The organism is Lysinibacillus sp. FSL K6-0057 (genome assembly GCF_038630885.1).
GTDB classification, from domain to species: domain Bacteria; phylum Bacillota; class Bacilli; order Bacillales_A; family Planococcaceae; genus Lysinibacillus; species Lysinibacillus fusiformis_F.
This window is the reverse complement of the sequence record NZ_CP152047.1, coordinates 12,138-38,737: the sequence shown is the minus strand read 5'-3', so window position 1 is coordinate 38,737 and position 26,600 is coordinate 12,138. Positions and strand designations below refer to the sequence as shown.

Here is a 26,600-nt window from a genome sequence, read left to right as displayed (position 1 = left end):
CTATACCCAAGAAGGGTATGCAAGTTATAAAAAATTTTATTTATCATCATGATGATGCTCATGGTCATTTTCTAATTTACATAAAATAGAATCGTCATGTCGATGTAAAGCTGTTTCTAATTGAATTGTTACATGCTTAATACCCTTATGCTGAAGATTATGTTCAATTTTCCGCAAGATATGCTCACTCTCAGCTATTTTCAATTGATCATTTACAACCGCATGACAGGATAATGCATTCGTTCCACTAGTAATTGTCCAGATGTGTAAATCGTGGATACTTTCTATTCCTTCAGTCTGCTCTATTAACTGAATAATCTCCTGAACATCTACATTTGAAGGAGTCCCCTCCATTAAAACATGGATTGAGGCTTTTGTGACATGGTAGCCACTTCGTACGACCAATAATGCAACAATAACGCTAGCAAGAGGATCTGCCCAGCCCCAGCCAAAAAACATAATTAATAGTGCCGCAACAATAGCCCCTACAGACCCTAGCATATCACTTAGTACATGTAAAAAGGCTCCGCGCATATTTAAATTATCCTTTGTATCACTGCCACGCATCATAATCCAGGCAACTAAAATGTTAACGAACAAACCAATTGTACTAATAATAAGCATTCCTGTAGTAGCTACTTCTGGTGGGTTTGTAAATCGTTCAATCGCTTCATAGAAAATGAATAATGCTATCCCTATTAATGTAATGCCATTTAATACTGCGGCCAAAATTTCAAATCGTTTATAGCCGTATGTTTTACTATAGCTAGCAGCTTTTTCTCCAAACATAAAAGCTAGCATCGCTATACCCAAAGAGATAGAGTCACTTAACATATGCCCTGCATCAGATAAAAGAGCTAAACTATTTGTTAAAAAGCCACCAATGGCTTCCACTACCATGTATCCTGTAATAATAATAAACGACAGTAATAGTACCTTTTTATTTGCACCATGTGTATGGTCATGACCATGATCGTGATGATGTCCCATAGTTATTCCTCCATTTCATTTAGTTATGAGCAGCATGCTCAATGGCCTGCTTCAATAAATTCATAATGTGATCGTCATCCTTAGAATAGTATAAGGTTGTTCCCTCTCTTCTAAATTTCACTAACCTTAAATTTTTAAGAAAACGTAATTGATGAGAAACGGTCGATTGGCCTAAATCTAAAATGTCTGCAATATCATTTACAGCGTGTTCATCTGAACAAAGTAAGTTTAAAATACGAATTCTAGTTGGATCACTCAATGCTTTAAAAGTCTGAGATACTACAAATAATGTCTCTTCATCTAAATGCTGATCTACGTTTTTTAGTGTTTCTGAACTGTTTAATTTTTCATCCATAAAAGTTTACCCCATTCTTCAATATTTATATATGAGCATGTGTTCATATATAAATATATATGGATATATTAGGAATGTCAACAAGCATTTATGCTTCTACATGTTGCAGGTCACTCGTTATCGCATGGATGCGATGATTTTAGGCTAACATCCCCTATTAACCAATACCGACTAAAGAAAGTTAAAAGTAGCAATTACCAATTCAGCGCGCTACACTACTGTTAAGGAGAGATATGTGTGGATATTTTTGAATCAGATCGTTTATTTATGAAACAAGCATTAGAGGAAGCCCAACAGGCAGCCTTACTTGGAGAAGTACCCATTGGTGCAGTCCTTGTTTATGAAGGGAAAATCATTGCACGTGCACATAATTTAAGAGAAACAACGCAAAATGCAACAACACATGCTGAGCTGTTAGTGATTCAAGAAGCCTGCAAAAAAATAGGTAGTTGGCGACTCGAGGATACTACTCTTTATGTGACATTAGAGCCTTGTCCAATGTGTGCAGGAGCCATTCTCCAATCGCGTGTGCCCCGTGTTGTTTATGGTGCAAGGGATCAAAAAGCTGGGTGTGTAGATTCCCTTTACCGTTTATTAAATGATGAACGCTTTAATCATGAATGTAATGTAACAGAAGGGATTTTAGCCGAGGAATGTGGTCAAATTCTAACAGACTTTTTTAAGGCTTTACGAGAGCGTAAAAAAGCTGAGAAAAAAGCACGATTAGCTTCCAACGATGTAAATAGCAATTAAAGAAGGTGCCTCCTAATGAGACACCTTTTTTTTATATTTATGGGAATGGCGATATATATGAAATGTGTCGTAGCAGCGACAGCACCTTCATAACTAATGACGATTAAGCTTCAATCGTTGATTGTGTAAAAACACATTCTCCTTCGATATATGTAGCGAATGGTTTTACATGCATAAGCTGGTTATGTGCAAGCGTCAGTAAATCATCAGTTAGTACAACAAAATTTGCATCATAGCCCTCTTTTAACTGACCAACATTGTTCATACGGATCATCGTTTTTGCATCAGCTGTATATAGCTGTAATGCCTCCTCCACAGAGATTTTTTCTGCTGCGCCTAAATCTGTTCCATCATAGGCTGTACGTGTAACGGCTGCTTGTATCGTCACAAAGGGATTAGCCGCTTCTGCCCAAGATGTAGCAGGGGCATCTGAAGATAACGTGGTCGCGATCCGCCGCTGTAAAAATGTTTGTACACCATATAATGTCTGTGTTTTTTCTAGTCCTAGATTTTCTAAATAGCTCTCAATTTCACAGAATAAGAAGATTGGTTGTGGCACAAAGCCTATGCCCCATTCAGCAGCTTTTTGCAAGGCACTTTCAGAAGGCATGGCTGCATGCTCAATACGAACAGAAGGTGCATCTGTTAACCAAGCTTTTTCCTCATAAAATGTGTCAACAATTAGATCAATGGCTCTGTCTCCCATTGCATGAACCACTAATTGAACGGCACGTTCTTTGGCTTCCGCAGCAGCTGCTAGTAGTTCCTCTTTCGAAGTCATGGCTATGCCCTTTTCTTCACTTCCCAAAAATGGCGCTGAAACAAGTGCTGTACGGCCTGAAACACTGCCATCTGAAAATAGCTTGATGCCTCCGATATAGGCTCCTGCAGAACGATCGATATTATTTGCTGTTAACAGCTCGTATCGTTGAATATCCTCCCAAATATAATAAACTGCTACTCGTTGCTTAAAGCCTTTTTCTCGGGCTTTACGGTACAGGCTTAAATAATCAACCGGGGCTACAGTAGCCATTAATTCTGTAATACTTGTTACACCGTAGGATGCCAAAGTTTGTGATAGCTTTAGAAGCCTTGTCACAATTTCTTCTTCAGAGGGTGTAGGTAAATGCTGTAACACTAGATTCCGTGCATTTTCACGTAGTACGCCTGTAGGTTCCCCATTTTCATCACGATCAATTTGTCCACCCTGTGGATCAGGGGTATCCTTTGTAATACCTGCAATTGCTAATGCCTTGCTATTGACCGATATAATATGACCACACGTACGCATAACAATGATAGGTAATTCTGTGGAGGCACGATCTAAATCCTCTTTTAAAGGCGCTCTTCTTTCTTTTAGTTTTCCTTCATCATAGCCCCAGCCTAATATCCATCCATGCTGACTTGCATCATATTTTGCTAGTGCAATTATTATATCCTCAATAGAATGAATGTGTGGAGGTAAACAAGCCACTTGTTCCAAAACATCTGCTAACATAATTGGATGCATATGAGCGTCAATAATCCCAGGAATAATGACCTTTCCTTGTACATCTATTATTTCACCATGATAGGCAGGTAAGTCTTCCTGTTGTCCAATCCAAACTACCTTTCCATCTTCAATCACCATGGCTGTTGCAGATGGCTGATAAGTATCTGCCGTATAGATTTTTGCATTACAAATAATTTTCATCATTTTTCAACTCCTATTTCTTCCATACCAAAAGTCGATTTTTCAGGATCTTCTGCTTTCAGTACTTTATGCAAAATAGTACCTATAATAAAGCCAACAATAGATGGCCCAATCCAAGCAAATCCGCTAGACTGTAATGGTAAATGTAAGACCAACTGTGTCACACCAGGAATCGTAATTTCATAGCTAGCAAATGTTTCAACAACGCTTACTAGAAATGCAAATAGGACAGTTCCTTTATAAGCTCCTGCATTTGGCACAAAACGATCAAAAGCCCCCAGTAGTACAAGTACAATAATGACCGGATAAATGACCAAGAAAATTGGCAATGTAATTTCGACAATGGCACCTACACCTAAGGAACCAATGGTTGCGCCTACTACACACATAATGAATACCCATGATCTATAGCCAAGCTTCTCTTTTGTTAGTTCATTTAAAAACTGTGATGATATGACCATGACACCAATCGCTGATGTTAAGCAGGCAAAAACAACACATATAGCCAATAACACTTTACCCAAATTACCAATAACACTAAAGGCAATACCCGCTAATAGTTCTGTATCACTGCCAGAATTTGTGATGATGCCGCTACTTGTAGCACCTAAATAAAGTAAGCCACCGTATACGGCAATTAACCCTATTGCTGCAATAGCCATACCACCTAGTGCGACCTTTTTAGATAGTTTCCCTTTATAGCCATAGCCAACTATTGCTGCTAAAAAAATAGGAGCACAAAGAATGCCTGTTCCCACATCTCCTGTTTGATAGGCCGCTATTATCGAATTGGCAAAGACCCCTTCTGCCCCTGTATTGACTGCTGTTCCCATTGGATCTAGTACCCCTTTACCAATTAGGATAATGAGTATAAGAACAAGAACGGGGGTCAACCATTTTCCAATCTTATCGATAACATTTGATTGATCCATCGCAAAGTAAAAACAAATTACAAAGAATGCTAATACTGACACAATTAAAGGTACGTTCGGAATAATTTGTGACACCCCTAATTCATGTGTTGTCGCTGACATTCTCGGTATTGTGACAACCATTCCAATACAAACCATCATGACCGTGTTAAAGGCTTTATAAAACCAATTTCCAATTGGCCTTGTGAGCGCTTCTACAGTTCCCCCAGTGTTAAAAATTGCATACACCGCAAGCACAGGCAAAATAACACCTGTTAAGCTAAAGCCCATCAGAGCAGAAATCCACGATTCCCCTGCACTATTTCCTATAGATGGCGGAAATATTAAATTTCCAGCGCCAAAAAATATAGCAAATAAGGCTAGCCCGACGATTATCGTATGCTGTACAACTTTAGACATATCCTCAACCCCTTTATAATCGTTTTGCATAAGATTTATCTAAATAATAAAAAATTTAAAAACATGAAAAAAGGAGATAAATTTTTATCCCCTTTTTGTAAAAAAAATTTTACAACAATTCATATTTTAAACACTTATACTTTAGCAATTGACGTGAAATACCTAAACGACGAGCCGTTTCCGCTAAACGTCCATTCGTTTCACGCAACTTTTCCGCTATAATTAGACGCTCGTAGGCTTCAGTTAAATCTCGTAAATGACCAGATTGGTTGTTCTGCATCATCGGCTGAGTTGAATGTTGAATATTTTTTTTAATCCTTTCTGGAACATGCTCAATAAGAATTTCATCTCCAAGTAAATTATTGTATGCCGATTCAAGGGCATTTTTTAGTTCACGCACATTACCTGGCCAATGATAGGCATAAAATAATTGAATTACCTCATCACGATAACTTACATTTTTCTGTAGAGTATGTTCATTATAAAATTGTATATAAAAATCAAGGATAGGTGGTATATCTTCCTTCCTTAATCGTAGTGGTGGCAAATCAATTTGGAGAACATTTAAGCGATAAAATAAGTCCTCGCGTAGCTTTTTCTCAGCTAAGAGTTTCTCTACATCTTCATTGATAGTAGTAATATAGCGTATATCCAACTGCTCTCCATTCAGGATTTTGATATCTACTGCATGCAACAGTTTTGCCTGTAGAGATACATCTAATAAATTTAGGTGATCAATGAGTAGTGTCCCACCATTAGCCTCCTGTAACTTTCCTCTTTTTCCTTCATTGTCTGAGCCATATAGCTGTGTAAAAATATTATCTTCCGTCAATGTTGAACAGTTCAACATAATAAATGGTTTTGTATAGCGTTTGCTTTCATTGTGTATGCCTTGTGCGATAATATCTTTCCCTGTTCCAGTTTCCCCTGTTAGTAAAATAGGTGCGTTTTTTTTGGCACTACGACGTGCCTTTTCAAGTTGAGTCTTCATCTCAGCATTTGTAGTAATGAAATCCTCCAGACGATAGGTAGTGTGATTATCTCGATATAATTTATGTCCCAGGAAATTATCTAAGTATTTAATTTGCTTGCTTTCATAAAAATGTTTTGAGAATTCAATGGCTCCAATGGCTTTTCCATGCTCCATAATGGGATAGGTTGAACTCAGCGATAAATAACTAAAACCGTTCAATGTTGTAAGTTGTTGCTCATAGTATAAAATTGGTTGCCCTGTTTGTATGACTTGAAAGACAGTACTTGTCTCAGATGATAAATTTTGATAATTATCAGTCACAGTACTGTGAAAAAACTCATCTGGTGTTAAGCCGATTTCCAATAATATATTTAAATCTGCTAAGTCATAAAAGATTGCACAGCCTTTATCATCTGTAATTAAAACATTATCAAATTCACTGAGAGCCTGTGCAAATTGTTGCAATTCCATGAATTTCTCCCCCTTGTCCCCATGAATATTACCCATTATAACGAATTTTCAAAAATTATGAGAGATTTCAATTTTTGAAATACAAAAAAGCTATTTTAGATTATCCATAAAAGGATTATCTAAAATAGCTTTATCTGTGGTTTATTTTGGTGCGATTACTTCTTTACCACCCATATAAGGTCTTAAAACTTCAGGAATTACTACACTTCCATCAGCTTGTTGATAGTTTTCTAGGATAGCGGCAACTGTACGACCAATGGCAAGACCTGAACCGTTTAATGTATGAACATACTCTGGTTTTGCATTTGGCTCACGACGGAAGCGGATATTTGCTCGTCGTGCTTGGAAATCTTCAAAGTTAGAACAAGAAGAAATTTCACGGTACATGTTTTGTGCAGGAATCCAAACTTCTAAATCATATTTCTTCGCTGCAGTAAAACCTAAATCAGCTGTACACATTTTTAGCTTACGATATGGTAAGCCTAGTAATTGTAATACCTTTTCCGCATGATTTGTTAATAGCTCTAATTGTTCGTATGATTCCTCTGGTTTTACAAAGCGAACTAATTCTACTTTGTTGAACTGGTGTTGACGGATTAAACCACGTGTATCACGACCTGCAGATCCCGCTTCTGAACGGAAGCATGCACTATACGCTGCAAAGCCTTGCGGTAAAGCCTCAGCCGGTAAAATCTCATCACGATAGAAGTTCGTTACTGGTACTTCTGCAGTTGGAATCATGAAATATTCTGTTTCCTCTAATTTGAATACATCTTCCTCAAACTTCGGAAGCTGTCCTGTACCTGTTAGGCTATCACGATTAACAATGACAGGTGGTAGCATTTCCTCGTAACCATGCTCCTCTGCATGTAAATCCATCATGAATGTCATTAATGCACGTTCTAAACGAGCGCCAAGACCACGGTAGAATAAGAAACGGCTACCTGTTACTTTCGCGCCACGTTCAAAGTCTACAATTTTTAAATCTGTAGCAAGGTCCCAGTGTGCTTTAATATCAAAATCAAATGCTGGAATTTCACCCCACGTATACTCCTCAACATTGTCGTCCTCTGTTGTGCCTACTGGTACAGACTCATGCGGAATGTTTGGTAAACGCATCATCATATCTTTAAAGCGTTCTTCAACATCATTTAATTGTACGTCTAATTCTTTAATTTCATCGCCAACCTGACGCATACGAGCAATAACTTCATCTGCATTTTCCTTGTTGCGTTTCATTATTGAAATTTGTTCAGATACTTTATTGCGTTCTGCTTTTAATTCTTCTGTTTTCGCAATCAATTCACGACGTTTTGCATCTAAGCCCTCAAAGTCATCTAAATTTCCTAAATCTTCATTACGTGTTAATAACATTTCTTTAATTTCCGCGAAATTATCGCGTACACGTTTAATATCTAACATCTTCATACCTCCAATAGTTTCTTAATGATGGAAAATCGTTGCAGCGAAATGAACACAAAAAAGCCCTCATCCCTAAAAAGGGACGAGAGCTACCCGCGTTGCCACCCTAATTGACTAGGCATAAAGCTACCTAATCCACTTATTTCATAACGGCATTTCAGCCGGCTACAGCCTACTTCATTCACTTCGACTGTGCAACTCCAGGACGGATTCACAAGTGCTTTTATCAGCTTCCACCAGCCGCTGACTCTCTAAAAAAAACGTGCTTGCTACTACTTCCCATCATTGTGTTCAGTTATTTAAAATTTAAACATACTGTACTATATGAAAACAAATTTTGCAAGTCATACCATAGAGGATACAAAATATTCAAGAATTCGTGTATCGGCTGTTAATTCAGGATGAAACGAACAGCCTAATAAATGGCCATCTTGCGCTAAAATAATTTTTCCTTCATGTTGTGCTAGAATTTCAACATCTTTACCCACGGCTTCAATATGAGGTGCACGAATAAATACTGCTGGGATACCTACACCTACTTTAGGAATATCTAGTTGTACTTCAAAGCTATCTACCTGACGTCCATAAGAGTTTCTTGCTACGGCCACGTCCATCACAGCCAAATGTGGTTCATCATCTACTAGATGCTTGGCTAATAAAATTAATCCTGCACATGTACCAAGCATCGGTAAACCTTGCTGTGCAAGTCCACGAATTGGCTCTAGTAGATCAAAACGATCCAGCAATTTTCTCATTGTTGTGCTTTCTCCACCAGGTAACACAAGTCCATCAAGATTTACTAAATCCGTCTTTTGTTTTACGAGGATAGCTTCGCAACCAAGAGCTTTTAACATCTGAATATGCTCACGCACCGCTCCTTGTAATGCTAAAACACCAATTCGTTTCATGCTACCAACCTCGCTCTTGCATACGCTCGTTGTGTCCAAGCTGTGCAATATCAATCCCCTTCATTGGTACACCGAGTTCCTTTGATATTTCCGCAATAAGCTTATAGTCTTTATAATGAGTAGTCGCCTCTACAATGGCACGTGCAAATTTTTCAGGGTTTTCAGATTTAAAAATACCTGAACCTACGAAAACACCATCAGCTCCAAGTTCCATCATTAAGGCAGCATCGGCAGGCGTCGCCACTCCTCCTGCTGCGAAGTTTACTACTGGTAAACGACCAAGACGTTTAATTTCTCTTAATAATTCGAAAGGAGCTCCTAGTAATTTCGCCTCTGTCATTAATTCATCTTCTGTCATGCCCACTACTTTACGTACCTGAGCATTTACTTTGCGAATATGTCGAACTGCTTCCACAATATTCCCTGTTCCTGGCTCACCTTTTGTTCGTAACATTGATGCGCCTTCCCCGATACGACGAGCTGCCTCCCCTAAATCACGACAGCCACACACAAACGGTACTGTGTATTCACTTTTTAATAAATGGTATTCTTCATCCGCTGGTGTTAAAACTTCACTTTCATCAATATAATCAACACCCATTGCTTCTAAAACACGTGCTTCCACAATATGACCAATACGTGCTTTGGCCATCACAGGAATAGTTACAGACCCCATTACTTCCTCAACAATACGAGGATCGGCCATGCGTGCAACGCCACCTGCTTTACGAATATCTGAAGGTACTCTTTCTAATGCCATAACTGCTACAGCACCTGCAGCTTCTGCAATTTTTGCTTGCTCTGCATTAATGACATCCATAATGACGCCGCCCTTTTGCATTTCTGCCATACCACGTTTTACTAGCTCTGTACCTGTTTGTTTCATTTTCTAACCTCCACCTTTATGATGAAGTTTAGTATAATAGAAATTGACCATATCAAAATATCCAGTTTTCAAAATATTTATAAGGTCAGGAGGCTACAAAACATGGATATGCTTTTATTTCAGCTTGAAAGAGATAGTGATAAACCGCTTTATGATCAGCTTTATAGCGGTATTAAAGAAGCCATCATTTCTAATAAAATAACTGTAGGAGAAAAATTGCCTTCAAAAAGAAAATTGGCTGATTTTTTAAATATTTCTCAAACAACAATTGAAATTGCCTATGCCCAGCTATTAGCTGAAGGTTATATTATGTCCAAATCAAGGATTGGTTATTTTGTAGAAGAAATAGATGAATTACCCTACATTCAGCAGGATACTATAACATCCATCAATGAGCATCCTAAGAAAAAATCATACAAAATTGATTTTAATCCTGGTTCTATTGATATCGATGCCTTTCCATTTCAAACTTGGAGAAAATATGCGAAGGAGCTTTTTGACGATACCTCAAAGGAGCTATTATTAACAGGTGAACCACAAGGAGAACTTTCTTTACGCACAGAGATTGCTAATTATTTATATCAGTCGCGTGGTGTTGTATGCCATCCTGAACAAATTGTCATAGGTTCTGGTACGGAACAGCTTCTCCCTATGATACTACGTCTTTTTAGCGAAGATACAAGCTTTGCATTAGAAAATCCAGGGTACCCTGCCGTGCATCGTATGTTTTCGCAGCATAAACGAAAAGTTTACCCAATTGTAGTCGATGAAGAGGGCATTATTATTCATGAGCTTGAAAAAACGAATGCTAATGTCGTGTATATTACACCCTCACATCAATTCCCAACTGGTGCTGTATTATCCGCTACAAGGCGAGCACAGGCTTTAAATTGGGCGGCGCAAAGCTCCTCTCGCTATATTATTGAGGATGATTATGATTCGGAATTTCGTTATGCTGGAAAACCAATTCCTGCTCTACACGCCTTAGATCGAAACGATAAAGTTATTTACATGAGTACTTTTACAAAATCATTAATGCCATCCTTGCGAGTAGCTTATTTTGTACTTCCACCTAAACTACTTGCTACCTATAACGATGTCTTTAATTATTACTCATCTACTGTGCCTCGTTTCGATCAACATATCGTGGCAAATTTTATGCGTGACGGGCATTTTGCAAAGCATCTCAATCGTATGCGTAAAATTTATCGTAAAAAACACGATAAACTAACTTCTATTTTAGAAAAATATTCATCATCCATTAACATTACTGGTGAGCAAGCGGGTATGCATATTTTATTAGAGGTTCAACACACATTCTCAGAAAAACAATTACAACAGCTCGCCTCTCAAGCAGGGATCGGCATTTATCCATTATCAGCCTACAGACTAGATCATTATGAATCTTCACAAGCTCAATTTTTATTAGGCTTTGGAGGGATTCCCGTACAAGCAATTGAATCATCCATTGAACAGTTGATGGATTGCTGGGGAATACAAAAAAATGACCCATCTACCAGTGAGTAGATAGGTCATTTTATATTAAGTTTCAATTAATTGAATTTGATAATGCTCAAACCATGTATGAACTTGCCCTAGATACGCTAAAAGCTGAGGACCTGCCATTAATTGCCCATACCACGGAATCTTAAAAGAGCTACCGCCAGATTCAATTAACTCCACAAGCTTTTGTCGTTCAAATAGTTCATGTAAAATCGAATTTTTATCACGTAGAATTTCCTTCAACCATTTTTGCACACCAGCTGTGTAGACAGGATGATATGTTTTTGGATAAGGATTTTTTTTACGATACAACACTTCATTAGGCAATAAATGTGCCATTGATTTTCGAAGTAATCCTTTTTCTATCCCATCCAAATTCTTCATTTCCCACGGAATATTCCAAGCGTATTCTACAAGCCGATGATCTGCAAAAGGAACACGTACCTCTAAACTTGCCCCCATACTCATACGATCTTTCCGCTCTAATAATGTTTGCATGAACCATAGCATATTTAAGTAAGACATTTCACGATGACTTGCCTCTGCTAGACCTTCTCCATCTAATAATGGTACTTCAGCTATTGTTTGTGTATATAGTTGTTGTGCATAGGACTCAATTTTTAATTTTTTATCCCACTTCTCTTGAAGTAATCCACTTCTTTCAGACAATGAACGGATCCAAGGAAAACCTGAAGCCCTTTCTTTAAACCATGGATACCCACCAAAAATTTCATCTGCACACTCTCCTGATAACGCTACAGTAAAATCCTTTTTTATTTCTCGACAAAACCATAATAACGATGAATCTACATCTGCCATACCAGGGGAATCTCGAACGATGACCGATTCCACTAATAAATCAATTAACTGTTGCTGAGTGATTTCCTCTGCATGGTGGGCCGTCTGGAAAGTGTCTGTCATTTTCTGAATCCAGTACGTATCTGTAGACGTTTGGAAAGAATGTGGGTTAAAGAAGCGCTCATTATCTTCATAATCGATAGAATACGTATGCAATTGATTGTTTTGTTGCTGGAAGCTATTTGCCGCAATGCCAGTGATAATACTGGAATCTAGTCCTCCTGAAAGAAATGTACAAATGGGTACATCAGAAACTAACTGACGTTCTATAGCATCCGTTAACAAAAAACGTACATGCTCAATTGTTTCCTCCAAAGATTCTTCATGTCTGCGGCTTTGTAGCTGCCAATATGGCCACTTTTTTAAACCTTCTTCTCTAGAGAAACGCATGGCATAGCCAGGCCGTAATTCTTTAATATTTTGAAAAAGGGTTTTGCCTGGCGCTCTAGAGGGCCCTACAGCCATCATACTTGCCAATCCTTCAACGTTTACACTTGCTTGGACCGTCGGGTGTGCCAGCAGAGCCTTCACTTCAGATGCAAAAAGTACACCATCTTGTTGCTCTGTATAATACAAGGGTTTCACACCTAATCGGTCTCGGCACAAAAATAGTGATTGTGTTTGTTCATCCCAAACACCAAAGGCAAAAATCCCATTTAGAAATTCTACACATTGCTCTTTCCACTCAATATAGGCTGTTAATAACACTTCAGTATCCGATTGTGTTGTAAAACTGTGTCCTCTTTTTAGAAGTTCTTTACGTAGCTCTTCTGTATTATAAAGTTCGCCATTATATGTAATGACATAGTTTAATCCATCATGAATTTTTTTCATTGGTTGTTTGCCACCAATTAAATCAATAACTGCCAAACGTCGATGACCAAATGCTATATGCTCACTACACCAAATATTTTCATCATCTGGCCCTCTCTTATTTAATGTTTGCGTCATCGATTTTAATATTGTGTCACTTGTTCTTAAATCCTTTTGAAAGCTAGCCCATCCTGTAATGCCACACATTTAGCCACATCCTTTCGCCTATTAGCGTATGCAGCAGCGTGTAAAAATGTGAAAAAGCACATGAATGCTTAAGTACATTCATGTGCTCCTATTTAAATATTAAAACAATCCCCCAACAAAGTCTGTAATGCCTCCCCATAAATTACCGAAGAAGTTACCTACACCTTGGAAGAACAATGAGATACCGCTAGCACGCTCTACAGCCTTTGTTGTGACAACATCGGATGAAATATCCTTGCCATCGATAAAGCCGTAATCTGTGCCTTCTGTGCGCTCAATAACAACCTTCCCTACAACAGTGTCTTTTTTAACATCTGCCTCTAAACTCTTTTTATCTAAAACCAATGTAGGTTTATATAATTCTTTATCAGAAGACTTAATCATAAAGGAAATTGGTTCTTTTACTGCAATCGATACTTTGTCTTCTTTACCTTTTGTCACTTTAACTGTTTTTTGATCTTTGAATGTATAGTTCGCTGGTAAAATTTCTTGTTTCGAGAATTGTGAAAAACCATAGTTAAATAATTTTGCTGTGGCATCAAAACGAGCTGCATATGATCCTTGTCCATTTGCATCAACAGCTTTCATAACAACTGCAATCAAACGAGTACCATTGCGCTCTGCAGTACCTGTGAAGCAGTGACCTGCAAAGTTTGTTGTACCTGTTTTTAATCCATCTACGCCTTGATATTCATACACTAATCCAGGTAACATAAAGTTCCAGTTAGACATTTTAATTGCATCTTCTGTACCTTCACGGAAAGTCTTTTTTGCAATTTTAGATGTTTCTAATACCTTTGGGTGATCTTTTAATAAATGATACGCCAATTTTGCTACAGATTTTGCAGGCATCACATTTTCATCTTCTGGGCCTGTGCCTGATGGATGCATACCAAATAAATCAGCATTATTAAGACCAGTGGCATTGACAAATTTATAGCCCTCTAAACCAAGTTCTTCTGCTTTTTTATTCATTAACTTTAAAAATTCAGTTTCAGAACCTGCAATCGTTTCAGCAATAGCTACGGTAGCTGCATTTGCTGAATAGATAGCCATTGCCTCGTATAACTCACGAATCGTATAAGAACCATCTCTACGTAAAGGTACATTACTTAATGCACGATTTTGAGACATACGATACGTATAATCAGTTACGTGATATTCCTGATCCCATTTAACTGTCCCTGCATCAATCGCGTCCAATAACAGGAATTCAGTCATCATTTTTGTCATACTTGCAATACCTAGTGAAGTATCTGCATTTTGTTCAAATAAAATTTTTCCTGAATCTGCATCAATTAAAATCGCAGCATCCACTGTTAATCCTAAATCTGTTTCCGCATTTGCCTTTGCAGGAATACCTGCAAAAATACTAAATAATAAAACAGGAATTAGGAGTAAGCGTAATACGGTGTTCATTTTCTTTTTCACCTTTAAAGCCCTCCAAAAAATAATCTTGTCCTCGACATTTTATCATAGATAACAACAAACGTGTTGACTCTCTACCATAAAAAAAATGCTCTCGCGCCATCTTTGTAGACGATGCGAAAGCATAAAAGTTGCAAGTAATATATTACATGGAATAGTTTGGTGATTCTTTTGTAATCTGTACATCATGTGGATGTGATTCACGAAGACCAGCACCTGTCATTCTAACAAATTGTGCATTCTCTCGTAGGTGCTCAAGATGTGGTGCTCCACAATAACCCATACCAGCGCGAATACCACCAATCAGTTGGTAAATCGTATCAGCTAATGGTCCTTTATATGGAAGGCGACCTTCAATACCTTCAGGTACTAATTTTTTCGCATCCTCTTGGAAGTAACGATCTTTAGAACCTTTTTCCATCGCGCCGATAGAACCCATACCACGGTAAACTTTGAAGCGACGTCCTTGGAAGATTTCTGTTTCTCCAGGAGATTCAGATGTACCTGCTAGAAGAGAACCAAGCATTACAACGTTGCCCCCAGCTGCTAGAGCTTTCACGATATCACCAGAGTATTTAATACCACCATCAGCAATAATTGTTTTACCAAGCTCACGAGCTACTGTAGCACAATCATATACTGCTGTAATTTGTGGTACACCTACACCAGCCACAACACGTGTAGTACAAATAGAACCAGGACCAATACCTACTTTAACAACATCTGCCCCAGCTTCAAATAATGCACGTGCGCCTTCTCCTGTAGCAACATTACCAGCAATGATTTCTAGCTCTGGGTAAGTCTCACGGATTGAGCGAATTGTTTGTAATACGCCTTCTGAATGACCATGGGCTGTATCGATTACAACAATGTCCACTTGTGCTTCTACAAGCTTCTCAATACGTACCATCGTATCTTTTGATACACCAACTGCTGCGCCCACTAGTAAACGACCATGTGTATCTTTAGCAGCATTCGGGAATTCAATAACTTTCTCGATATCTTTAATTGTGATAAGTCCAGTTAATCTACCTTCTTCATCTACAATTGGAAGCTTTTCGATTTTATATTGTTGAAGAATTTTTTCAGCATCCTCTAAAGTCGTTCCAACTGGTGCTGTAATCAAATCTTCTTTTGTCATGACATCTTCAATTTTTAAAGAGTAATCAGAGATAAAGCGTAAATCACGGTTTGTAATAATCCCTACTAGCTTTTGATTTTCCATACTATCAACAATAGGTACACCAGAGATTCGGTATTTACCCATTAGATGCTCAGCATCGAAAACTTGATGTGTCGGAGTTAAGAAGAATGGGTTTGTAATAACACCATTTTCAGAACGTTTTACTTTTTCTACTTGTTCAGCTTGCTCATCGATCCCCATATTTTTATGGATAATACCGATACCGCCTTGACGTGCCATAGCAATCGCCATTTTAGACTCTGTAACTGTATCCATACCTGCGCTGACCATTGGGATGTTTAATTTAATCTTTGGTGTTAATTGAACAGATAAATCAACATCTTTCGGTAGTACTTCGGAATGAGCTGGTACTAATAATACATCATCAAAAGTTAAACCTTCTTTGGCAAATTTAGTTTCCCACATTTTCGTAACTTCCTCCTATAGTTAAAAGAATATTAATTGTAAGATTAACAACGTGGACTGCTACTGTCAAGGAACTTATAAAAGAAAGACAATTCAGATTTTTAATGTGTGGTAATTAAAATGAGCAATCTAAATAATTATCTACGTTTAAAAGTCATTTATTCCTACTCTTTTTAATTAAAATACTTATAAATATAATAGATTTTTGAACCAGTTCTTTAACAAAGTTAAAAGATACCATTAGAAAGTAAAAAAATAGCCAGCACACGGCTGACTGTTTCAATTGCCTAGCGACGTCCTACTCTCACAGGGGGAAGCCCCCAACTACCATCGGCGCTAAAGAGCTTAACTTCCGTGTTCGGTATGGGAACGGGTGTGACCTCTTTGCCATCATCACTAGACATGTATTAAATTGAAAGAATTATTCTTTCAAAACTGGATAAACGTGCATTGAATGTTTCAAACGTTTTGGTTAAGTCCTCGATCGATTAGTATTCGTCAGCTCCATGTGTCACCACACTTCCACCTCGAACCTATCTACCTCATCGTCTTTGAGGGATCTTACTTACTTGCGTAATGGGAAATCTCATCTTGAGGGGGGCTTCATGCTTAGATGCTTTCAGCACTTATCCCGTCCACACATAGCTACCCAGCGATGCCTTTGGCAAGACAACTGGTACACCAGCGGTGTGTCCATCCCGGTCCTCTCGTACTAAGGACAGCTCCTCTCAAATTTCCTACGCCCACGACGGATAGGGACCGAACTGTCTCACGACGTTCTGAACCCAGCTCGCGTACCGCTTTAATGGGCGAACAGCCCAACCCTTGGGACCGACTACAGCCCCAGGATGCGATGAGCCGACATCGAGGTGCCAAACCTCCCCGTCGATGTGGACTCTTGGGGGAGATAAGCCTGTTATCCCCGGGGTAGCTTTTATCCGTTGAGCGATGGCCCTTCCATGCGGAACCACCGGATCACTAAGCCCGTCTTTCGACCCTGCTCGACTTGTAGGTCTCGCAGTCAAGCTCCCTTGTGCCTTTACACTCTACGAATGATTTCCAACCATTCTGAGGGAACCTTTGGGCGCCTCCGTTACCTTTTAGGAGGCGACCGCCCCAGTCAAACTGTCCGCCTGACACTGTCTCCTGCCCCGCTAAGGGGCATGGGTTAGAATTTCAATACAACCAGGGTAGTATCCCACCGACGCCTCCTTCGAAGCTGGCGCTCCGAGATCTCTGGCTCCTACCTATCCTGTACAAGTTGTACCAAAATTCAATATCAGGCTACAGTAAAGCTCCACGGGGTCTTTCCGTCCTGTCGCGGGTAACCTGCATCTTCACAGGTACTATAATTTCACCGAGTCTCTCGTTGAGACAGTGCCCAGATCGTTACGCCTTTCGTGCGGGTCGGAACTTACCCGACAAGGAATTTCGCTACCTTAGGACCGTTATAGTTACGGCCGCCGTTTACTGGGGCTTCAATTCGCAGCTTCGCTTGCGCTAACCACTCCTCTTAACCTTCCAGCACCGGGCAGGCGTCAGCCCCTATACGTCACCTTACGGTTTTGCAGAGACCTGTGTTTTTGCTAAACAGTCGCCTGGGCCTATTCACTGCGGCTCTCATGCGCTTGCACGCTCAAGAGCACCCCTTCTCCCGAAGTTACGGGGTCATTTTGCCGAGTTCCTTAACGAGAGTTCTCTCGCACACCTTAGGATTCTCTCCTCGACTACCTGTGTCGGTTTGCGGTACGGGCACCTCTCACCTCGATAGAGGCTTTTCTTGGCAGTGTGAAATCAGGAACTTCGTCCATACGGACTCGCCATCACAGCTCAACGTTACAGTGTGCGGATTTGCCTACACACACGCCTTACTGCTTGGACGCGCATATCCAACAGCGCGCTTACCCTATCCTACTGCGTCCCCCCATTTCTCAAACGGTGAGGAGGTGGTACAGGAATATCAACCTGTTGTCCATCGCCTACGCCTATCGGCCTCGGCTTAGGTCCCGACTAACCCTGAGCGGACGAGCCTTCCTCAGGAAACCTTAGTCATACGGTGGACGGGATTCTCACCCGTCTTTCGCTACTCATACCGGCATTCTCACTTCTAAGCGCTCCACCAGTCCTTCCGGTCTGACTTCAACGCACTTAGAACGCTCTCCTACCACTGACATCGTAGATGTCAATCCACAGCTTCGGTGAATCGTTTAGCCCCGATACATTTTCGGCGCAGCGTCACTCGACCAGTGAGCTATTACGCACTCTTTAAATGATGGCTGCTTCTAAGCCAACATCCTGGTTGTCTGTGCAACGCCACATCCTTTTCCACTTAACGATTACTTTGGGACCTTAGCTGGTGGTCTGGGCTGTTTCCCTTTTGACTACGGATCTTATCACTCGCAGTCTGACTCCCGTGTATAAATATCTGGCATTCGGAGTTTGTCTGAATTCGGTAAACCGGGATGGCCCCCTAGTCCAAACAGTGCTCTACCTCCAGTATTCTCATCACGAGGCTAGCCCTAAAGCTATTTCGGAGAGAACCAGCTATCTCCAAGTTCGATTGGAATTTCTCCGCTACCCACACCTCATCCCCGCACTTTTCAACGTGCGTGGGTTCGGGCCTCCAGTAAGTGTTACCTCACCTTCACCCTGGACATGGGTAGATCACCTGGTTTCGGGTCTACGACCACGTACTATTTCGCCCTATTCAGACTCGCTTTCGCTGCGGCTCCGCCTTCTAAAGCTTAACCTCGCACGTAATCGTAACTCGCCGGTTCATTCTACAAAAGGCACGCTATCACCCATTAACGGGCTCTAACTACTTGTAGGCACACGGTTTCAGGATCTCTTTCACTCCCCTTCCGGGGTGCTTTTCACCTTTCCCTCACGGTACTGGTTCACTATCGGTCACTAGGTAGTATTTAGCCTTGGGAGATGGTCCTCCCGGATTCCGACGGAATTTCACGTGTTCCGCCGTACTCAGGATCCACTCAGGAGGGAACGAACTTTCGACTACAGGGCTTTTACCTGCTCTGGCGGACCTTTCCAAGTCGCTTCATCTAACTCGCTCTTTTGTAACTCCGTATTGAGTGTCCTACAACCCCAAGAGGCAAGCCTCTTGGTTTGGGCTCTTCCCGTTTCGCTCGCCGCTACTCAGGGAATCGATTTTTCTTTCTCTTCCTCCAGGTACTTAGATGTTTCAGTTCCCTGGGTCTGCCTTCAAGACGCTATGTATTCACGTCAAGATACTACGCGATTAAACGTAGTGGGTTCCCCCATTCGGAAATCTCCGGATCAAAGCTCACTTACAGCTCCCCGAAGCATATCGGTGTTAGTGCCGTCCTTCTTCGGCTCCTAGTGCCAAGGCATTCGCCGTGCGCCCTTAATAACTTAACCAAGTTATTAAGCCTATAAAAAACTTAAAAAATAAATGTGTTTGTTACAATTTCAATGTCGTTTTATCCAGTTTTCAAAGAACAAGTTTTGAAGTGTTTCATTCAGAAGAATGAACCTTCAAAACTGAACGCAAAACGTAATCTTACAAACCCAAGGTTTGTATTCCGAAATAATCCTTAGAAAGGAGGTGATCCAGCCGCACCTTCCGATACGGCTACCTTGTTACGACTTCACCCCAATCATCTATCCCACCTTCGGCGGCTGGCTCCAAAAGGTTACCTCACCGACTTCGGGTGTTACAAACTCTCGTGGTGTGACGGGCGGTGTGTACAAGGCCCGGGAACGTATTCACCGCGGCATGCTGATCCGCGATTACTAGCGATTCCGGCTTCATGTAGGCGAGTTGCAGCCTACAATCCGAACTGAGAACGACTTTATCGGATTAGCTCCCTCTCGCGAGTTGGCAACCGTTTGTATCGTCCATTGTAGCACGTGTGTAGCCCAGGTCATAAGGGGCATGATGATTTGACGTCATCCCCACCTTCCTCCGGTTTGTCACCGGCAGTCACCTTAGAGTGCCCAACTAAATGATGGCAACTAAGATCAAGGGTTGCGCTCGTTGCGGGACTTAACCCAACATCTCACGACACGAGCTGACGACAACCATGCACCACCTGTCACCGTTGCCCCCGAAGGGGAAACTATATCTCTACAGTGGTCAACGGGATGTCAAGACCTGGTAAGGTTCTTCGCGTTGCTTCGAATTAAACCACATGCTCCACCGCTTGTGCGGGCCCCCGTCAATTCCTTTGAGTTTCAGTCTTGCGACCGTACTCCCCAGGCGGAGTGCTTAATGCGTTAGCTGCAGCACTAAGGGGCGGAAACCCCCTAACACTTAGCACTCATCGTTTACGGCGTGGACTACCAGGGTATCTAATCCTGTTTGCTCCCCACGCTTTCGCGCCTCAGTGTCAGTTACAGACCAGATAGTCGCCTTCGCCACTGGTGTTCCTCCAAATCTCTACGCATTTCACCGCTACACTTGGAATTCCACTATCCTCTTCTGCACTCAAGTCTCCCAGTTTCCAATGACCCTCCACGGTTGAGCCGTGGGCTTTCACATCAGACTTAAGAAACCACCTGCGCGCGCTTTACGCCCAATAATTCCGGACAACGCTTGCCACCTACGTATTACCGCGGCTGCTGGCACGTAGTTAGCCGTGGCTTTCTAATAAGGTACCGTCAAGGTACAGCCAGTTACTACTGTACTTGTTCTTCCCTTACAACAGAGTTTTACGAACCGAAATCCTTCTTCACTCACGCGGCGTTGCTCCATCAGGCTTTCGCCCATTGTGGAAGATTCCCTACTGCTGCCTCCCGTAGGAGTCTGGGCCGTGTCTCAGTCCCAGTGTGGCCGATCACCCTCTCAGGTCGGCTACGCATCGTCGCCTTGGTGAGCCGTTACCTCACCAACTAGCTAATGCGCCGCGGGCCCATCCTATAGCGACAGCCGAAACCGTCTTTCAGTGTTTCACCATGAGGTGAAACAAATTATTCGGTATTAGCCCCGGTTTCCCGGAGTTATCCCAAACTATAGGGTAGGTTGCCCACGTGTTACTCACCCGTCCGCCGCTAACGTCGAAGGAGCAAGCTCCTTCTCTGTTCGCTCGACTTGCATGTATTAGGCACGCCGCCAGCGTTCGTCCTGAGCCAGGATCAAACTCTCCATAAAAGAAATTTGATTAGCTCAAATTGTTTTGCTGGCATCAATTTTGATGTCCAAAATTTTTGTATTGTTCACTAGCCGAAGCTAGCTACTTAAAACTTTATTGATTACATTTTGCTTGTTCAGTTTTCAAGGTTCATTATTATGTTTACTCTTCTGTAAGAGCTAACTTTTATATAATAACATGTTTTATATTTAATGTCAAACAGTTATTTTATTTTATATTTTAGTAGCTGTATGTCTCAACAGCAACTTTTATATAATAACACCCTATTTATTATTGGTCAATAGTTTTTCAATATTTTTTTATAAAATAATTACAACTTCAATCTTGGCCAATTCCGTAAAAATTGAATTGTACGGTTTCTTCCTATTTCTAATAAGGTTTCTTTTGTTTCCTCATTTAAATCAAATTGAGTAGCACTATAATCTTCTACAGGAATAAAAATAATATCTCTTTCATGACGTCTTGATATATATCTTTCATCATGTGCATCTTTCATCGTTGAAAATAAAGCTTCAAATAAACTCAGACCATTTTTAATTTCTTGTGGACATTGTTCTTCTCTTCTTCTGCTAAGTTTCAGACCTAAAATTGGGCGTACTTTTCGACCTTCTTTATCATCGAATATCCATAGTGGAAAATTACTTAAAACTCCACCATCCACTATTACTGATTCTCCCTTCCCAGTCTTTAATGTAACTGGTTCAAAGAAAAATGGTATACCACAACTCATTCGTAACGCACAAGCAACTGAAAAATTTTTTGCTTCAATTTGATATTTGTGCAAATCGTCTGGTAAAACAATCATTCTACCATTGGTTAAATCTGAGGCTACTAACTTAAGTGAATCTTTAGGCAGATCACCAAAAGTATAGACCCCTTTTGCAGCTAACTTTTGGAAGAACCATTTTTCTAATGCCTTTCCTTTATAGAGACCTAAATGATTATAAACATTTACCCATTTCATAAAAGGGAAAGGTAAAATTGTTCTTCTTGGGTCCAGTAACGAAGGAACGTCCAACTCCTCTAGCATGATTTCAATCTCTTTTCCACTATATCCTGCAGCGATAAATGCAGCTAAAATGGCACCTGCACTTGTACCAGCTACACGTTTAAATCGAAAATGTTCAGCTTCTAGTACTTGATATGCTCCTACTAATGCAAAGCCCTTCAAACCGCCGCCAGAAAACACACCATCAATCCACAAAATTCCCTCTCCTTTTTGATGTAATCTTTACAGTATAGGGATGAATAATGACGAATAGAACTAAAATTTTCACTTTATTGTCGATACCTAAAAACATAGCTACAAACTTTAATAATGACCTAACTAAAAATGAATTCTATTATCATCCATATAAAGAAAGTACTAATCATAAAAAATAAAGGGGAAAAAATTTAGTTATCATTAAAATGTATAAAACTACTTAAATAGTAATAAAAGTTGCATTATGAATCAAAATTTTCATATATTTTGCAGAGTTTTAAAGTGTAGAGCATATTTTGACAAAATTAAAGAGCATAAGCCCAAAATAATATTGGACTCAAGCCCAAACCACTACCTAATGAGTTAACTATGTCTAATAAGTGCGTACTGGTGATTTATTGTAGATATGATGCGCTAAAGAATTGGCCTTATTTTAAAGACATCGGGTAAGATTCATCAACCATACTAAAATAGCTTATATATTTTTTCTTTCTCTTTATTTCTTCCATAAACAGTCTATAAATTCTTTCATTTATCTTTTTCTTATCTCCATCAACAGTATTTTACAATGTCCCCATATTATAATTGACGATTACTATAATTAAATTTGTAGGTTGATTGATAATCATTAAACTATTCACCCATTTTAATTGGTCCATGAAAGTTTTAGATTGGTTAGCAATCGATGAACATGATTCACAAACGTTGTTACCTTCATAACTTCTACATCTTTCTTCCACTGATTTAACATACTATCGATCTCTTCTTCTTTAGCAAGTTGGTTGACTAGACGTGACTTTTTAATGGTTTTAGCTAAAAGCTTTCTAAACCCTCCTACACAGTACGAAGTTTACAATGAATATAAAAAAACAGTCAACATACAGTTGACTGTTTCATTTGCCTAGCGACGTCCTACTCTCACAGGGGGAAGCCCCCAACTACCATCGGCGCTAAAGAGCTTAACTTCCGTGTTCGGTATGGGAACGGGTGTGACCTCTTTGCCATCATCACTAGACATGTATTAAATTGAAAGAATTATTCTTTCAAAACTGGATAAACGTGCATTGAATGTTTCAAACGTTTTGGTTAAGTCCTCGATCGATTAGTATTCGTCAGCTCCATGTGTCACCACACTTCCACCTCGAACCTATCTACCTCATCGTCTTTGAGGGATCTTACTTACTTGCGTAATGGGAAATCTCATCTTGAGGGGGGCTTCATGCTTAGATGCTTTCAGCACTTATCCCGTCCACACATAGCTACCCAGCGATGCCTTTGGCAAGACAACTGGTACACCAGCGGTGTGTCCATCCCGGTCCTCTCGTACTAAGGACAGCTCCTCTCAAATTTCCTACGCCCACGACGGATAGGGACCGAACTGTCTCACGACGTTCTGAACCCAGCTCGCGTACCGCTTTAATGGGCGAACAGCCCAACCCTTGGGACCGACTACAGCCCCAGGATGCGATGAGCCGACATCGAGGTGCCAAACCTCCCCGTCGATGTGGACTCTTGGGGGAGATAAGCCTGTTATCCCCGGGGTAGCTTTTATCCGTTGAGCGATGGCCCTTCCATGCGGAACCACCGGATCACTAAGCCCGTCTTTCGACCCTGCTCGACTTGTAGGTCTCGCAGTCAAGCTCCCTTGTGCCTTTACACTCTACGAATGATTTCCAACCATTCTGAGGGAACCTTTGGGCGCCTCCGTTACCTTTTAGGAGGCGACCGCCCCAGTCAAACTGTCCGCCTGACACTGTCTCCTGCCCCGCTAAGGGGCATGGGTTAGAATTTCAATACAACCAGGGTAGTATCCCACCGACGCCTCCTTCGAAGCTGGCGCTCCGAGATCTCTGGCTCCTACCTATCCTGTACAAGTTGTACCAAAATTCAATATCAGGCTACAGTAAAGCTCCACGGGGTCTTTCCGTCCTGTCGCGGGTAACCTGCATCTTCACAGGTACTATAATTTCACCGAGTCTCTCGTTGAGACAGTGCCCAGATCGTTACGCCTTTCGTGCGGGTCGGAACTTACCCGACAAGGAATTTCGCTACCTTAGGACCGTTATAGTTACGGCCGCCGTTTACTGGGGCTTCAATTCGCAGCTTCGCTTGCGCTAACCACTCCTCTTAACCTTCCAGCACCGGGCAGGCGTCAGCCCCTATACGTCACCTTACGGTTTTGCAGAGACCTGTGTTTTTGCTAAACAGTCGCCTGGGCCTATTCACTGCGGCTCTCATGCGCTTGCACGCTCAAGAGCACCCCTTCTCCCGAAGTTACGGGGTCATTTTGCCGAGTTCCTTAACGAGAGTTCTCTCGCACACCTTAGGATTCTCTCCTCGACTACCTGTGTCGGTTTGCGGTACGGGCACCTCTCACCTCGATAGAGGCTTTTCTTGGCAGTGTGAAATCAGGAACTTCGTCCATACGGACTCGCCATCACAGCTCAACGTTACAGTGTGCGGATTTGCCTACACACACGCCTTACTGCTTGGACGCGCATATCCAACAGCGCGCTTACCCTATCCTACTGCGTCCCCCCATTTCTCAAACGGTGAGGAGGTGGTACAGGAATATCAACCTGTTGTCCATCGCCTACGCCTATCGGCCTCGGCTTAGGTCCCGACTAACCCTGAGCGGACGAGCCTTCCTCAGGAAACCTTAGTCATACGGTGGACGGGATTCTCACCCGTCTTTCGCTACTCATACCGGCATTCTCACTTCTAAGCGCTCCACCAGTCCTTCCGGTCTGACTTCAACGCACTTAGAACGCTCTCCTACCACTGACATCGTAGATGTCAATCCACAGCTTCGGTGAATCGTTTAGCCCCGATACATTTTCGGCGCAGCGTCACTCGACCAGTGAGCTATTACGCACTCTTTAAATGATGGCTGCTTCTAAGCCAACATCCTGGTTGTCTGTGCAACGCCACATCCTTTTCCACTTAACGATTACTTTGGGACCTTAGCTGGTGGTCTGGGCTGTTTCCCTTTTGACTACGGATCTTATCACTCGCAGTCTGACTCCCGTGTATAAATATCTGGCATTCGGAGTTTGTCTGAATTCGGTAAACCGGGATGGCCCCCTAGTCCAAACAGTGCTCTACCTCCAGTATTCTCATCACGAGGCTAGCCCTAAAGCTATTTCGGAGAGAACCAGCTATCTCCAAGTTCGATTGGAATTTCTCCGCTACCCACACCTCATCCCCGCACTTTTCAACGTGCGTGGGTTCGGGCCTCCAGTAAGTGTTACCTCACCTTCACCCTGGACATGGGTAGATCACCTGGTTTCGGGTCTACGACCACGTACTATTTCGCCCTATTCAGACTCGCTTTCGCTGCGGCTCCGCCTTCTAAAGCTTAACCTCGCACGTAATCGTAACTCGCCGGTTCATTCTACAAAAGGCACGCTATCACCCATTAACGGGCTCTAACTACTTGTAGGCACACGGTTTCAGGATCTCTTTCACTCCCCTTCCGGGGTGCTTTTCACCTTTCCCTCACGGTACTGGTTCACTATCGGTCACTAGGTAGTATTTAGCCTTGGGAGATGGTCCTCCCGGATTCCGACGGAATTTCACGTGTTCCGCCGTACTCAGGATCCACTCAGGAGAGAACGAACTTTCGACTACAGGGCTTTTACCTGCTCTGGCGGACCTTTCCAAGTCGCTTCATCTAACTCGCTCTTTTGTAACTCCGTATTGAGTGTCCTACAACCCCAAGAGGCAAGCCTCTTGGTTTGGGCTCTTCCCGTTTCGCTCGCCGCTACTCAGGGAATCGATTTTTCTTTCTCTTCCTCCAGGTACTTAGATGTTTCAGTTCCCTGGGTCTGCCTTCAAGACGCTATGTATTCACGTCAAGATACTACGCGATTAAACGTAGTGGGTTCCCCCATTCGGAAATCTCCGGATCAAAGCTCACTTACAGCTCCCCGAAGCATATCGGTGTTAGTGCCGTCCTTCTTCGGCTCCTAGTGCCAAGGCATTCGCCGTGCGCCCTTAATAACTTAACCAAGTTATTAAGCCTATAAAAAACTTAAAAAATAAATGTGTTTGTTACAATTTCAATG

14 protein-coding genes, 5 rRNA genes and 1 other annotated feature are annotated in these 26,600 nt (G+C 41.4%); of the genes, 2 read left to right on the top strand and 17 right to left on the bottom strand.

All coding sequences use genetic code 11. From position 1 onward, the window contains the following. Positions 1-36 precede the first annotated feature (36 nt). Both MHB40_RS00145 and MHB40_RS00140 read right to left on the bottom strand, forming a co-directional pair. Complete coding sequence (locus MHB40_RS00145) at positions 37-990, bottom strand: cation diffusion facilitator family transporter (RefSeq protein ID WP_205446328.1); 954 nt, start codon at positions 988-990, stop codon at positions 37-39. A gap of 19 nt (positions 991-1,009) precedes the next feature. Continuing rightward, positions 1,010-1,345: a metalloregulator ArsR/SmtB family transcription factor gene (locus tag MHB40_RS00140; protein WP_205446327.1), complete on the bottom strand. Its 336-nt coding sequence runs from the start codon at positions 1,343-1,345 to the stop codon at positions 1,010-1,012. A gap of 237 nt (positions 1,346-1,582) precedes the next feature. Here MHB40_RS00140 and tadA point away from each other — a divergent pair, with 237 nt between their 5' ends. Beyond that, entirely contained in the window at positions 1,583-2,098 is a 516-nt protein-coding gene (tadA, locus tag MHB40_RS00135) for a tRNA adenosine(34) deaminase TadA (RefSeq protein WP_342533677.1), read from the top strand. A gap of 103 nt (positions 2,099-2,201) precedes the next feature. Here tadA and MHB40_RS00130 read toward each other — a convergent pair whose 3' ends face one another. The 6 genes from MHB40_RS00130 to pdxS form a co-directional block, all read right to left on the bottom strand. Next, the gene (locus tag MHB40_RS00130; RefSeq protein WP_342442118.1) at positions 2,202-3,794 is read right to left on the bottom strand and encodes an amidohydrolase; all 1,593 of its coding nucleotides are present in this window, start codon (positions 3,792-3,794) and stop codon (positions 2,202-2,204) included. Further along, positions 3,791-5,122 (bottom strand): branched-chain amino acid transport system II carrier protein, encoded by a 1,332-nt coding sequence (brnQ, locus tag MHB40_RS00125; RefSeq protein WP_342442117.1) that lies wholly within the window; start codon positions 5,120-5,122, stop codon positions 3,791-3,793. Before brnQ ends, MHB40_RS00130 begins: the two co-directional genes overlap by 4 nt. A 109-nt stretch (positions 5,123-5,231) precedes the next feature. Continuing rightward, positions 5,232-6,566 (bottom strand): sigma 54-interacting transcriptional regulator, encoded by a 1,335-nt coding sequence (locus MHB40_RS00120; RefSeq protein ID WP_342442116.1) that lies wholly within the window; start codon positions 6,564-6,566, stop codon positions 5,232-5,234. A 141-nt stretch (positions 6,567-6,707) separates the two neighbouring features. Further along, positions 6,708-7,988 carry a serine--tRNA ligase gene (gene serS / locus MHB40_RS00115; protein ID WP_342533676.1) on the bottom strand — a complete coding sequence of 427 codons (1,281 nt, stop codon included), beginning with the start codon at positions 7,986-7,988 and terminating at the stop codon, positions 6,708-6,710. A gap of 75 nt (positions 7,989-8,063) precedes the next feature. Continuing rightward, positions 8,064-8,283: a binding site (T-box leader), on the bottom strand. Positions 8,284-8,332: 49 nt separating this feature from the next. Beyond that, positions 8,333-8,896, bottom strand: coding sequence for a pyridoxal 5'-phosphate synthase glutaminase subunit PdxT (gene pdxT, locus MHB40_RS00110; RefSeq protein ID WP_342533675.1), 564 nt, complete (start codon positions 8,894-8,896; stop codon positions 8,333-8,335). Position 8,897: 1 nt separating this feature from the next. After that, complete coding sequence (pdxS, locus tag MHB40_RS00105; RefSeq protein ID WP_342442114.1) at positions 8,898-9,782, bottom strand: pyridoxal 5'-phosphate synthase subunit PdxS; 885 nt, start codon at positions 9,780-9,782, stop codon at positions 8,898-8,900. A gap of 102 nt (positions 9,783-9,884) precedes the next feature. Here pdxS and MHB40_RS00100 point away from each other — a divergent pair, with 102 nt between their 5' ends. Next, the gene (locus tag MHB40_RS00100) at positions 9,885-11,309 is read left to right on the top strand and encodes a PLP-dependent aminotransferase family protein (protein WP_342533674.1); all 1,425 of its coding nucleotides are present in this window, start codon (positions 9,885-9,887) and stop codon (positions 11,307-11,309) included. 15 nt (positions 11,310-11,324) lie between these two features. On the opposite strand, the gene asnB is transcribed toward MHB40_RS00100, so the two are convergent. From asnB to MHB40_RS00055, 9 genes are all read right to left on the bottom strand, one after another. Beyond that, complete coding sequence (gene asnB, locus MHB40_RS00095) at positions 11,325-13,163, bottom strand: asparagine synthase (glutamine-hydrolyzing) (protein ID WP_342533673.1); 1,839 nt, start codon at positions 13,161-13,163, stop codon at positions 11,325-11,327. A 99-nt stretch (positions 13,164-13,262) separates the two neighbouring features. Further along, positions 13,263-14,594, bottom strand: a complete 1,332-nt coding sequence (locus tag MHB40_RS00090; RefSeq protein WP_342442111.1) for a D-alanyl-D-alanine carboxypeptidase family protein — start codon at positions 14,592-14,594, stop codon at positions 13,263-13,265. Between the two features lie 142 nt (positions 14,595-14,736). Continuing rightward, complete coding sequence (gene guaB / locus MHB40_RS00085) at positions 14,737-16,200, bottom strand: IMP dehydrogenase (RefSeq protein ID WP_004233999.1); 1,464 nt, start codon at positions 16,198-16,200, stop codon at positions 14,737-14,739. 285 nt (positions 16,201-16,485) lie between these two features. Continuing rightward, positions 16,486-16,601 (bottom strand): 5S ribosomal RNA (gene rrf, locus MHB40_RS00080). A gap of 67 nt (positions 16,602-16,668) precedes the next feature. Beyond that, positions 16,669-19,596 (bottom strand): 23S ribosomal RNA (locus tag MHB40_RS00075). A gap of 180 nt (positions 19,597-19,776) precedes the next feature. Next, a 16S ribosomal RNA gene (locus MHB40_RS00070) occupies positions 19,777-21,328 on the bottom strand. The 16S, 23S and 5S rRNA genes sit together here, the layout of an rRNA operon. Positions 21,329-21,639: 311 nt before the next feature. Next, the gene (locus MHB40_RS00065; RefSeq protein WP_205446317.1) at positions 21,640-22,533 is read right to left on the bottom strand and encodes a patatin-like phospholipase family protein; all 894 of its coding nucleotides are present in this window, start codon (positions 22,531-22,533) and stop codon (positions 21,640-21,642) included. Positions 22,534-23,432: 899 nt separating this feature from the next. After that, positions 23,433-23,548: ribosomal RNA gene (gene rrf / locus MHB40_RS00060) — 5S ribosomal RNA — on the bottom strand. 67 nt (positions 23,549-23,615) lie between these two features. Beyond that, positions 23,616-26,543, bottom strand: a 23S ribosomal RNA gene (locus MHB40_RS00055). Between the last annotated feature and the right edge of the window lie 57 nt (positions 26,544-26,600).